This is a genomic window from Amycolatopsis sp. NBC_00348, assembly GCF_036114655.1.
Taxonomy (GTDB): Bacteria; Actinomycetota; Actinomycetes; order Mycobacteriales; family Pseudonocardiaceae; genus Amycolatopsis.
This window is the reverse complement of the sequence record NZ_CP107994.1, coordinates 6,313,961-6,325,535: the sequence shown is the minus strand read 5'-3', so window position 1 is coordinate 6,325,535 and position 11,575 is coordinate 6,313,961. Positions and strand designations below refer to the sequence as shown.

Annotated in this window: 9 protein-coding genes; all 9 read right to left on the bottom strand. The window is 71.9% G+C overall.

Features of this window, described 5'->3' with window-relative positions:
- Positions 1–42: 42 nt before the first annotated feature.
- Positions 43–1,269, bottom strand: a complete 1,227-nt coding sequence (locus OHS58_RS27260; protein ID WP_328649865.1) for a nucleotide disphospho-sugar-binding domain-containing protein — start codon at positions 1,267–1,269, stop codon at positions 43–45.
- A 5-nt stretch (positions 1,270–1,274) separates the two neighbouring features.
- On the bottom strand, positions 1,275–2,510 hold the full coding sequence (locus OHS58_RS27255) for a nucleotide disphospho-sugar-binding domain-containing protein (protein ID WP_328644456.1): 1,236 nt from the start codon (positions 2,508–2,510) through the stop codon (positions 1,275–1,277).
- Positions 2,510–3,844 (bottom strand): activator-dependent family glycosyltransferase, encoded by a 1,335-nt coding sequence (locus OHS58_RS27250; protein WP_326958658.1) that lies wholly within the window; start codon positions 3,842–3,844, stop codon positions 2,510–2,512. Before OHS58_RS27250 ends, OHS58_RS27255 begins: the two co-directional genes overlap by 1 nt.
- A 16-nt stretch (positions 3,845–3,860) precedes the next feature.
- Entirely contained in the window at positions 3,861–5,096 is a 1,236-nt protein-coding gene (locus OHS58_RS27245; protein WP_328644455.1) for an activator-dependent family glycosyltransferase, read from the bottom strand.
- Between the two features lie 70 nt (positions 5,097–5,166).
- Positions 5,167–6,429, bottom strand: coding sequence for an activator-dependent family glycosyltransferase (locus tag OHS58_RS27240; RefSeq protein WP_328644454.1), 1,263 nt, complete (start codon positions 6,427–6,429; stop codon positions 5,167–5,169).
- Positions 6,430–6,499: 70 nt separating this feature from the next.
- The gene (locus OHS58_RS27235; RefSeq protein ID WP_328644453.1) at positions 6,500–7,741 is read right to left on the bottom strand and encodes a nucleotide disphospho-sugar-binding domain-containing protein; all 1,242 of its coding nucleotides are present in this window, start codon (positions 7,739–7,741) and stop codon (positions 6,500–6,502) included.
- Positions 7,738–8,997, bottom strand: coding sequence for an activator-dependent family glycosyltransferase (locus OHS58_RS27230; protein WP_326958666.1), 1,260 nt, complete (start codon positions 8,995–8,997; stop codon positions 7,738–7,740). The genes OHS58_RS27235 and OHS58_RS27230 overlap by 4 nt, the downstream gene beginning before the upstream one ends.
- Before the next feature lie 64 nt (positions 8,998–9,061).
- Positions 9,062–10,300 (bottom strand): activator-dependent family glycosyltransferase, encoded by a 1,239-nt coding sequence (locus tag OHS58_RS27225; protein ID WP_328644452.1) that lies wholly within the window; start codon positions 10,298–10,300, stop codon positions 9,062–9,064.
- Position 10,301: 1 nt separating this feature from the next.
- Positions 10,302–11,567 carry an activator-dependent family glycosyltransferase gene (locus OHS58_RS27220; protein ID WP_328644451.1) on the bottom strand — a complete coding sequence of 422 codons (1,266 nt, stop codon included), beginning with the start codon at positions 11,565–11,567 and terminating at the stop codon, positions 10,302–10,304.
- Positions 11,568–11,575 lie beyond the last annotated feature (8 nt).

Below are 11,575 nucleotides of genomic sequence, written 5' to 3'. Positions count from 1 at the left end.
GTGCGGTGCCGGTCGTGAGTGGTTAGGGCGCTTCTAACCGCCCTAACCACTCACGACCCGGCACCGCGCTAGCTCGTGGGCGAGTTCGTTGGGGGTGGGCAGGGTCCGGATTTCCTTGCGCAGTGCGGCGGCGCGCTCGCGGAACTCCGGTTCGGTCAGCAGCCGTGCGACGTGCTCCCGGATGGCCGTGGGGGTGGCCTGGTCGCCGGGGAGGGTGAGCGAGCCGCCCTGGGCGGCCGCGCGGGCGGCGAGCGCGGGCTCGTCGAACGTCCACGGCACGGTCAGCTGCGGGACGCCGTGGCGCGCGACGGTCAGGAAGGTGCCGGGTCCGGCGTGGTTGATGACGACGTCGCAGGTCGGGGCCAGGACGTCGAGCGGGACGAAGGGGACGACGCGCGCGTCGACCGGGCCCAGGTCGTCCGCCACGGTGGCCACCACCTCGGCGTCCAAAGTGGACAGCTCGGCCAGGATGTCCTTGACGCTCACGGTGTACCCCGCGAACTGTTCGGTGGCCGACGTGCCGAGGGTGAGGCCGATCCGGGGGCGATCCCGCGGCCGTTGCAGCCAGTCCGGGACCGTCGACGGGCCGTTGTAGGGGACGTACTGCATCGAGCGGTAGTCGAGGTCGGCGTCCAGGCGCAGGGACGCGGGCAGCGCGTCGAGCGTGAACTCGCCGGTGACCAGGCTTTCGTCGAAGTCGAAGCCGTACTTGCGGCCGTACCCGCTGAGCCAGTCCTTCAAGGGGTCGGCGCCAGGTGAGAGGGCGAGGAAGCGTTCGCGCGTCACGCCGAAGACGTCGAGGCTCCACAGGAACCGCGCGTGGGCCGCGCCACACGCTTTCGCCGCGATCGCGCCGGCGTACGTCGTGGCCTCCCAGATCACCAGGTTGGGCTGCCACGCGCGGGCGAACTCGACGAGCCCGGGGACGAGCGCGAAGTTGTTCAGCTTGTGGCCGTGTTCGATCATCCGCTCGTACCCGGCCCGCATTTCCTCGACGCCGACCGGGCGCAGCGCGGCGTCGTACGGCGACGGCAGGCCCGCCCGGTCGGCCTCGGCTTCGGCGGGATCCAGGGAAAGCAGCCGCCGCCAGGTGTTCGTGCGTTCCCGGCCGACCGGGACGGCGGTGAGCCCGGCCGCGGTGATCGTGTCGGCGAAGACCGGGGGCGCGGCGACGCGGACCTCGTGCCCGGCCGTGCGCAACGCCCAGGCCAGCGGCACCATCGGCTGGAAGACCGTGGACTCGGGGTAGGTGGCGAACAGGACGCGCATCGGGCTCACCGGTTCTTCTCGACGAGGGCTTCGATCTCCTCGGCGACGTCGTTGGGGGACGGCAGGCCGCGCAGCTCGTCACGCAGGTCCGTGGCGCGAGTCCTGAACGAGGGTTCGGCCAGGAGCCGTTCGACGCCCTCGCGGATCCGGACGCCTGTCGCCCGGTCGCCGCGGATGGTGAGCGACCCGCCCTGCGCGGCCGCGCGGCGGGCCAGCTCGGGCTCGTCGAAGTCCCACGGGACCGTCAGCTGCGGGACGCCGTGGCGGGCCACGGTCAGGAACGTGCCCGGCCCGGCGTGGTCGATGACGACGTCGCAGGTCGGGGCCAGCGCGTCCAGGGGGACGAAGGGCACCACGCGCGCGTTGGCCGGGATCGGGAACGCGGGATCCTTGACCGTCGCGACCACCTCGACATCCAATGTGGACAGTTCGGCGAGGGTGTCTTCGACGCTCACGACGTACCCGCCGAAGTGCTCGGTCGCCGTGGTGCCCAGGGTGAGGCCGATGCGCGGGCGCTGGGTGGGCAGCCAGTCCGGGGTGGCGGCCGGGCCGCCGTAGGGGACGTACTGCATCGGCCGGTAGTCCAGGTCGCCGGCGCGCAGGCCGATCGACGGCGGCACCTGGTCGATGCTGAACTGCCCGGTCGTCATGTCCTCGCTGAACTCGAAGCCGTACTTGCGCCCGTAACCGCCGAGCCAGTCCGCGAGCGGGTCCTCGGGAGCGCCGTTCGCCGTCCGCCGGTAGATCTCGCGGGTCGCGCCGAAGACGTCGAGGCTCCAGAGCAACCGGGCGTGCGCCGCGCCGCACGCCTTCGCGGCGATCGGGCCCGCGTAGGTCAGCGGCTCCCAGATCACCAGGTCCGGTTCCCACGCCCGAGCGAACTCGGCGAGGCCGTTGATCAGCGGGAAGTTCTCCAGCTTGTGGCCCTCGTCGACGGCGACGCGGTGGCCCTCGCGCAGGTCCTCCCAGTCGGCGTTGGCCGGGTCCTCGACCACCCGCCACGGGCTCGGCAGCCCGGCCCGCGCCTGCTCCAGCAGCGCCGGGTCGAGGCTCTCCATCCGCCAGATCGTCGCGTCGCGCCCGACTGGGACGGCCGTGAGCCCGGCCTGCGTCACCACGTCGGCGAACGCCGGCTGGCAGGCCACCCGCACCTCGTGGCCGGCCGTCCGCAGCGCCCAGGCCAGCGGGACCATCGAGCAGAAGATCGTCCGCTCGGCGATGACGGTGAACAGGATCCGCATCAGCGCGTCCGGAACTTCACGGTCAGCTCTTCCAGCTGTCCGACGACGTCGTTGGGCGAGGGCAGCGCGAGCATCTCGTCCCGCAGGTCGACGGCCCGCGCGCGGAACCGCGGCTCGGCGAGCAGGCGGGCGACGCCGTCGGCGACGTCCTTACCCGTCGCGTGGTCGCCGCGGATCATCAGCGCCGACCCGTGCGCGGTGGCGCGGCGCGCCAGCTCCGGCTCGTCGAGGTCCCACGGCAGGGTCAGCTGCGGGACGCCGTGCAGCGCGACGGCCAGGTAGGTGCCCGCGCCGGCGTGGTTGATCACGACGTCGCAGGTCGGCGCGAGGGCGTGCAGCGGCGCGTACGGCACGATCCGCGTGTTGCGCGGCACGGCCGTGAGCCGGCCGCGGACGTTGTCGGCGACCGTGGCGATCACCTCGATGTCGAGGTCGCCGAGCGCGGTGAGGACGTCCTGGACGTCCACGGTGTAGCCGTCGAAGCGGATGGCGGCGGTGCTGCCCAGGGTGAGCGCGACGCGCGGGCGTGTCGGCGCCGCCCACAGCCAGTGCGGCACCGACGCCGGACCGCCGTAGGGGACGTGCTGCATCGGCAGGTAGTCGACGTCGTCGGCGGCCATCCGCAGCGAGCCGGGGAACTGGTCGACGCTGAACTGGCCGGTGACCATGTCCTCGGAGAACTCGAAGCCGTAGCGCTCGCAGTAGCCCTCGTACCAGTCGGCGAACGGGTCGTAGCGCTGGTCTTCCGGCTGCTGCGCCATCAGCCGCCGGTAGTGGGACCGGGTGACGCCGAACGCGTCGAGCCGCCCGAGGAGCCGGCCGTGGGCGGCCCCGCAGGCCTTGGCCGCGATCGCGCCCGCGTACGTCGACGGCTCCCACAGCACCAGGTCCGGCTCCCAGGCGCGGGCGAACTCGACGAGCCCGGCGATCATCGGGAAGTTCTCGGGCTTGTGGTCGGTCCACACCGCGCCCGCGTAGGCCGGCAGCATCTTCTCCCAGTCGGCGCGCTCGGGGTACTCGGCGACGTCGTAGGGCGCGGGCATGCCGGACTCGAGTTTCAGCAGCTCCAGGGCGTCTTCGTCGGAGACGCCCTCGAACTCGGCCTTCAGCTCCGCGTTGTGGTCGAGCGCGCCCATCACGGCGTCGAGACGGCGGTACAGGTCGACGTCGCGGCCGACCGGGACGGCCGTCAGCCCGGCCTGGGTGATCGTCTCGGCGAACATCGGGGCCGCGGCGAACCGGACCTCGTGCCCGGCCGTGCGCAACGCCCAGGCCAGCGGGGCCATCGGCATGAACGTCGTCGGCTCGGGGGTGTCGGTGAACAGGACGCGCATGGGATCTCCTGGGCTTCTACTGGCGGGTGCGGTGCCGGGCGGTGAGCTCTTCGAGCCGCGGCACCAGGTCGTTCGGGCTGGGAGCGGAGAGGACTTCGCCGCGCAGCGCGACGGCCCGGCGGCGGAACTCCGGCTCGGTGAGCAGCCGTTGCACGGCGTCGCGGACGCTCGCGCCGGTCGCCTCGGTGGTGTGCAGCGCGAGCCCGGCGCCGTGCTCGGCCAGCTTGCGGCCGAGGATCGGCTGGTCGAAGTGGTAGTGCACGGCCAGCTGCGGCACCGGGTAGCGCGACGTCGTCAGCAGCGTCGCCGCGCCTGCGTGGTGCACGATCGCCGCGCAGGTCGGCACCAGCGCGTGCCACGGGACGTAAGACACGACCCGGACGTTGTCCGGCAGCGTCCCGAGCTTCTCCTGCTCGGCCTCGGCGACGGTCGCGACGACCTCGACGTCCAAAGTGGACAGGTCGGTGAGGACGTCCCGCAGCGGGACGGTGTAGCCGGTGAAGATCTCCGTCGCGGTCAGGCCGAGGGTGAGGCCGACGCGCGGACGTTCCGGCGGGCGCTTGAGCCAGTCCGGGATCACGGCCGGGCCGCCGTAGGGGACGTACTGCGTGCGCACGTAGTCGAGGTCGGCGTTCTCCTGCAGGCTGGCCGGGAACTGGTCGATCGTGAAGTGCCCGGTGGTCATGTCCTCGGTGAAGGCGAAGCCGTACTTGCGGCCGTACGCGCCGAGCCAGTCGGCCAGCGGGTCTTTCCCTCGTTTCGCCTTCAAGAAGTGCTCGCGGGTCAGGCCGAAGACGTCGACGCTGAACAGCATCCGCGCGTGCGCCGCGCCGCAGGCCTTGGCCGCGATCGGCCCGGCGAGGCAGAACGGCTCCCAGATCACGAGGTCCGGCTGCCAGGCCTTGGCGAACTCGACGAGCCCGGCGAGCATCGGCACGTTGTCCGGCCGGTGGATCGACGCGACGGAGTGTTCCTGCTTCTCGACGAGGTCGTCCTCGTTTCCGTCGAGGACGTCCCACGGCGACGGCAGCCCGGCGCGTGACTGTTCCAGCAGCTCGGGCCGGGTACCGCGCCACTTGTCGACGTCGCGTCCGACCGGGACGGCGGTCAGGCCGGCCTGGGTGATGACGTCGGCGAACCCGGGCTGGCTCGCCACCCGCACCTCGTGCCCGGCGGTGCGCAACGCCCACGCCATCGGCACGAGGTACAGGAACGTGCTCTTCTCCGGGTTGACCGCGAACAGGACGCGCATCACTCCTCCGTTTCCGGGTCTGCCGCGGCTTGTCGTGAGTGGTAATCAGGGTTCTAACCCGAATTGCCACTCACGACCGGGTGCGGTGCTTGGCGGTCAGGGCTTCGATCTCGGGGACCAGGTCGTTGGGGCTGGGCAGCGCGCGGATCTCGGCCTGGAGGCGGCGGGCCGCGGTGGTGAAGGACGGCTCGTTGAGCAGGCGGAGGACGCCTTCGCGGACGTTCGCGCCCGTCACCTGCGTCGGGTCGAGGTTGAGGCCGGCGCCCTGGGCGGCGAGGCGGTGGCCGAGCGTCGGCTCGTCGAAGTGGAACGGCAACGTCAGCTGCGGGACGCCGTAGGGCGCGAACGCCGTCAGCGTGCCGAAACCGGCGTGCGTGATCGCCGCCGTGCACGTCGGGGCGAGCGCGTGCAGGGCCACGTACGGGACGAGCCGCGCGTTGTCCGGGATCCGCGCCAGCTTCGCCTGCTCGGCCTCGGCGACCGTCGCGACCAGCTCGATGTCCAGGTCGGCGAGGGAGTCGAGGATGTCCTGGACGTTCACCGTGTAGCCGGAGAAGTACCCCGTCGCGCTCAGGCCCATGGTGAGCGCGACGCGCGGGCGTTGCGGCGGCAGCTGCAGCCAGCGCGGGACGACCGCCGCGCCGCCGTACGGGATGTACGGCGTCCGCAGGTAGTGCAGGTCCGACGCGGTCTGCAGGCTCGCCGGGATCTGGTCGATGGTGAACTGGCCGACCGTCATGTCCTCGCTGAACTCCGCGCCGTACTTGCGCGCGTACCCGCCGAGCCAGTCCGCCAGCGGGTCGTTCCGGCCGTTGCGGATGGACAGGAAGTGCTGTCGGGCAAAGGCGTAGACGTCGACGCCGTAGAGCAGCCGGGCGTGGGCGGCGCCGCACGCCTTGGCCGCGATCGCGCCGGCCGGGGTGAACGGTTCCCACACGACGAGGTCCGGTTCCCAGTCGCGGACGAACTCGACGAGCGCGGACATGATGGCGAACGTCTCGAACCGTGCGCCCTCGGCGACCTCGGTGAACGCGCGGTGGGCGCGGTCCCAGTCGGTCGAGCCGGGGTCGTCCAGCACCGCGTACGGGTCCGGCAGCCCGCGGCGGGCCTCCTCCAGCGCAGCGCTGTCCATGCCCATGGCCAGCAGCAGCCGCGGGATGCCGAGGTCACGCCCGAGCGGCACGGCGGTGAGCCCGGCCTGGGTGATCTCGTCGGCGAACGCGGGCTGGCTCGCGACGCGCACGTCGTGCCCGGCGGTCCGCAGCGCCCAGGCCAGCGGCACCATGCTGTTGAACACGGTCGTCCCCGGGCTGACGGTGAACAAAACCCGCATTACTCCTCCGTTTCCGGGTCTGCCGCGGCTGGTCGTGAGTGGTAATGAGGGTTAGAACCCTCATTACCACTCACGACCCCCTGCGGTACTGGGCGGCCAGCTGCTCGGCGACCGCGTTGGGTGTGGGCATGGCGAGGATCTCGTCGCGCAGGACCGAGGCCCGGTCTGCGAAGGCGGACTCGTCGAGCAGGCGGGCCACGGCGTCCGCGACCACCTCGCCGGTCGCCTGGTCGGCGCGGACGGCGAGGGCGCCGCCTTGCGCCGCGGCGCGGGCGGCGAAGACCGGGCCGTCGAAGTCCCACGGCGTGCACAGCTGCGGGACGGCGTGGCGCGCGGTCGTCAGGAACGTGCCGAAACCGCCGTGGGAGACGACGGCCGAGCACGTCGCCGCCAGGGCTTCGAGTGGCGCGTACGGCACGATCCGGACGCCGTCGGGGATGCTCGCCAGCTTGGCCTTCTCGACGTCCGGCAGGGTGGCGACGACCTCGACGTCCAGCTTGACCAGGTGATCCAGCACGTCCTGCACCGCGACCGAGTAACCGGCTTCGTGGTCGGTGAGGCTGATCCCCATGCTCAACGCGACCCGCGGCTTCTCGGGCGGCTTACGCAGCCAGTCCGGGATGGACGCCGGGCCGCCGTACGGAAGGTATTGCAGCGGCACGGTTTCCAGCGACGTCGGCAGCCGCAGCGACGCCGGGAGCTGGTCGATCGTGAACTGCCCGGTGACCAGCTCCTCGGTGAACTCGCCGCCGTGCTTGCGCGCGTACGCGCCGAGCCAGTCTCCCAGCGGATCGCCGGCGGCGGGAAACGACCGGGCGACGCCGAAGACGTCGGTGCTCCACAGGATCCGGCCGTGCGCGGCGCCGGACGCCAGCGCCGCGATCGGGCCCGCGAAGCACAGCGGCTCCCACAGCACGAGGTCCGGCTCCCAGGCGCGGGCGAACTCGACCAGGCCGCCGATCATCGGGAAGCACGCGGGCTTGTGCCAGTAGTGCAGGATCGCCGCGTACGACTCCTCGAGGTACTCCGGCGTCGCCTTCTCCGGGAACTCCGCGACCTCGTACGGCACCGGCAGCCCGTAGGCCGGCCGCCACTGGGTGCCGCGGTAGTCGGGGTGGCGCGGCATGAGGTCCCACAGGTCGCCGTCGCGGCCCGCCGGCACCGCCGTCAGCCCGGCCTGGGTGACGACGGGCGCGAACTTCGGCTGGCACGCCACGCGCACCTCGTGCCCGGCGGTGCGCAGCGCCCAGGCCAGCGGCACCATCGGCAGGAAGTGCGCCTTCTCGGGGTTGGCGGCGAAGAGGACCTTCACGCGATGGCCACCTTCGCGACGCGGCGGGCGAGCTGGTCGGCGACGTCGTTGGGTGTCGGCATGGCGAGGATCTCGTCGCGCAGCCGGTGCGCGCCCTCGGTGAACTTGGGCTCGGTGAGCACGCGCAGCAGCCGGTTGCGCAGGACCCCGCGTGCCGACGCCTGGTGGACGTGCAGCGCCAGCCCGGCCCCCTGCGCGGCGACGCGCTTGGCGAGCGCGGGACCGTCGGCGTTCCAGGGCACGATGACCTGCGGTTTGCCGTGCAACGCCGTCGTGGCGAGGGTGCCGTAGCCGGCGTGGTGGATGACGGCGGTGCAGGTCGGGACCAGCGCGTGCAGCGGCACGAAGGAGACCATCCGCACGTTGTCCGGGACCTGGCCGAGCTTCTCCTGGACGCTCTCCGGGATCGTCGCCACGAGTTCCATGTCCACATCGGACAGTTCTTCGAACAGGTCCTTGAGGTCGACCATGTCGCCGCTCGACTCGGCGATGCTGATGCCCATGGTGAGCGCGACCCGCGGCTTCTCGGGCGGCGTCCGCAGCCAGGCCGGGAGCACGGCGGGGCCGCCGTAGGGGACGTACCGCATCGGCACGTAGTCGAGGTCGGCCTCCACGCGCAGCGACGGCGGCAGCAGCGAGATCGTGAACTCGCCGGTGACGAGGCGTTCGCTCCACGGGACGCCGTACTTGCCCGCGGCCGGCGCCAGCCACTCCTTCAGCGGGTCTTCGGCGCCTTCGGGGCTGAGCCGGGTGAAGTGGTCGCGGGTGACGCCGAAGGTGTCGAGGCTGAACAGCAGCCGCGCGTGCGCCGCGCCGACGGCCTCGGCGGCGATCGCGCCCGCGTACGTCGACGGCTCCCAGATCACCAGGTCCGGCTGCCAGGCCTGGGCGAACTCGACCAGGCCCGGGATCAGCGGGACGTTGCTCATCTTGTGCCACTTGGTGACGTGCAGCTTGTAGCCGTCGCGGAGGTACTCGTAGGAGACGTCCTCGGGGCGCCAGTCGACGGTGTCGTAGGGCACCGGCAGGCCGTTGAGCCCGACGCTGAACCAGTTCGTGTCACGCGCCATCAGCTGCCAGAGGTCGCGGTCCGGCCCGACGGGCACGGCGGTCAGCCCGGCCTGCGTGACGACGTCGGCGAACTTCGGCTGGCACGCGACCCGCACCTCGTGCCCGGCGGTGCGCAGCGCCCAGGCGAGCGGCGCCATGGCGAGGAAGTGGGTCTTCTCCGGGTAGGTGGTGAACAGGACGCGCATGTCTCTCCTTGCGAGCGGTGCCGGGGTCGTGAGTGGTAATGAGGGTTCTAACCCGAATTACCACTCACGACCCGCGGCGGGCGGCCAGGTGCCCGGCGACGTCGTTGGGTGACGGCATCGCGAGCATCTCGTCGCGCAGGTGGGCGGCGCCCTTGGTGTACGCGGGTTCGTGCAGCAGCCGGACCAGCGCGTCGCGGATGCCTTCGGTGGTCGCCTCGGTGGCGTGGATGGAGATTCCGGCGTCCTGTGCCGCGAGACGGGCGCCGAGCGTGGGCTGGTCGACGTCCCAGGGCAGGGTCAGCTGCGGGATGCCGCGCAACGCCGTCGATGCGAGGGTGCCGACGCCCGCGTGGTGGATGGCGACCGAGCACGTCGTCAGCAGCGCGGTGAGCGGCACGAACGGGACCAGGCGCGTTCGCGACGGGACCCTGCTCAGCCGGGTCTCGGGGGTGACCGTGGCGACCAGTTCGACGTCGAGGCCGTCGACCGCGTCGAGGACGTCCTGCAGGTCGACCGGGTAGCCGCCGGTGCGGTCGTGGGCGGTCAGGCCCATGGTCAACGCGACGCGTGGGCGCGAGGGTGGCGTCGAAAGCCAGTCCGGGACGACCGCGGCGCCGCCGTAGTTCATGTACCGCATCGGGACGTGCTCCAGCGACGCCCGGTGGCGCAGGGACGCCGGGAGCTGGTCGATCGTGAACTGCCCGGTGACCATGTCCTCGCTGAACTCGCCGCCGTACTTGCGCGCGTACGCCCCCAGCCACTCGCCGAGCGGGTCCGGGGCGCCGTCCGGTCGCAGGCGCAGGAAGTGGTCGCGGGTCAGGCCGAAGACGTCCTCGCCGATGAGGATCCGGCCGTGCGCCGCGCCGCACGCCTTGGCCGCGATCGCGCCGGCGTACGTCGTCGGCTCCCACAGCACCAGGTCCGGCTGCCACCAGCGCGCGAAGTCGACGAGGTCGTTGATCAGCGGGACGTTGCTCGTCTTGTGCCAGCGCACGGCGATGTCGCGGTAGCCGCGCAGCACGTGGTCCCAGTCCGGTGTGGACAGTGCCGCGGTGTCGTAGGGCGCAGGCCAGCCGGTCTCGACGCCGAACAGGTGCTCGGGTCCGGTGCGGCGCAGCAGGTCCCACAGGTCGCGGTCGTGCCCGACCGGGACGGCGGTGAGCCCCGCCCCGGTCACCGCCCCGGCGAGCTTGGGCTGCACCGCCACCCGGACGTCGTGCCCGGCGGTGCGCAGCGCCCACGCGAGCGGCACCATCATCAGGAAGTGGGTGCGCTCGGCGTAGGTGGTCAGCAGGACGCGCATGTCACCGCGCCCGGTGCTTCACGACGAGCTCTTCGATCCGCGGCACGGCCTGGTTCGGGGTGGGCAGCGCGAAGATTTCGTCGCGCAGGGCCACCGCCCGGTCCTGGAACACCTGCTCGGTGAGCAACCGGTCGATCGCCGTGCGGAACTTCTCGGGCGTGACCTCGGAAACGTGGATCGACAGCCCGGCGCCCTGCTTCTCGAGCATCTTGCCGAGCGTCGGCTGGTCGTAGTGGTAGGGCAGGGCGAGCTGCGGCACCGGGTGACGCGCGGTGGTGCCCATGGTCGCGGCGCCGGCGTGGTGCACGACGACCGAGCACGTCGGGGCCAGCGCGTGCATCGGCGCGAAGTCGACGATCCGGGCGTTGTCCGGCGTCTTGCCGAGCAGGGGCTGCTGCGACGCGGCGACCGTGGCGACGACCTCGACGTCGAGGTCGGCGACGGAGTCCAGCAGGTCGCTCAGGGGCACGTTGTACCCGCGGTAGACCTCGACGGCGCTGTTGCCCATGGTGATCGCGATCCGCGGCTTCGCCGGCGGCGTCTGCAGCCACTTCGGGACGACGGACGCGCCGTTGTAGGCGATGTACTGCGTCCGCACGTACTCCAGGTCGGCTTCGTCCTGCCAGCTCAGCGGGAACTGGTCGAGCGTGAAGTCGCCGGTGAACATGTCCTCGGTGAAGTCGAAGCCGTACTTGCGGGCGTAGGCGCCCATCCACTCGGCGAGCGGGTCGCGGCGCTGGTCGGCCGGCTGGGCGTCCCGCAGCTTCACGAACTGCTGACGCACCTTGCCGAAGACGTCGACGCCGAACAGGAGCCGCGCGTGGGCCGCGCCGCACGCCTTGGCCGCGATCGCGCCGGCGAAGCTCAGCGGGTCCCAGACGACGAGGTCGGGCTCCCAGTAGCGGGCGAACTCGACGAGCCCGGAGATGATCGGGAAGTTGCCGTACTTGTGCCACTCGATGCCCTCGTTGGCCATCGTCGAGACCATGTGCTCCCAGGTGGCCTTCTCGGGCTCTTCGTAGACGTCGTAGGGCGCCGGGATGCCCGCGCGCTCGTTCTCGACGCCGCGGGTGCGGGCGGCGACCTTGTGCATGTCGCGGCTGTGCCCGACGGGCACCGCGGTGAGCCCGGCCTGCAGGACCTCGTCGACGAACTCGGGCTGGCTGGCGAACCGGACCTCGTGCCCGGCCGTCCGCAGCGCCCAGGCGATGGTGAACATGTACTTGTAGACGGTCCGGGGCGGGTTGGAGACGAACAGGATGCGCATGGGCTTTC

Coding starts and splice junctions, on each gene's coding strand:
- OHS58_RS27260 (WP_328649865.1), bottom strand. CDS start 1,269: ATGCGCGTCCTGTTCGCCACCTACCCCGAGTCCACGGTCTTCCAGCCG.
- OHS58_RS27255 (WP_328644456.1), bottom strand. CDS start 2,510: ATGCGGATCCTGTTCACCGTCATCGCCGAGCGGACGATCTTCTGCTCG.
- OHS58_RS27250 (WP_326958658.1), bottom strand. CDS start 3,844: ATGCGCGTCCTGTTCACCGACACCCCCGAGCCGACGACGTTCATGCCG.
- OHS58_RS27245 (WP_328644455.1), bottom strand. CDS start 5,096: ATGCGCGTCCTGTTCGCGGTCAACCCGGAGAAGAGCACGTTCCTGTAC.
- OHS58_RS27240 (WP_328644454.1), bottom strand. CDS start 6,429: ATGCGGGTTTTGTTCACCGTCAGCCCGGGGACGACCGTGTTCAACAGC.
- OHS58_RS27230 (WP_326958666.1), bottom strand. CDS start 8,997: ATGCGCGTCCTGTTCACCACCTACCCGGAGAAGACCCACTTCCTCGCC.
- OHS58_RS27225 (WP_328644452.1), bottom strand. CDS start 10,300: ATGCGCGTCCTGCTGACCACCTACGCCGAGCGCACCCACTTCCTGATG.
- OHS58_RS27220 (WP_328644451.1), bottom strand. CDS start 11,567: ATGCGCATCCTGTTCGTCTCCAACCCGCCCCGGACCGTCTACAAGTAC.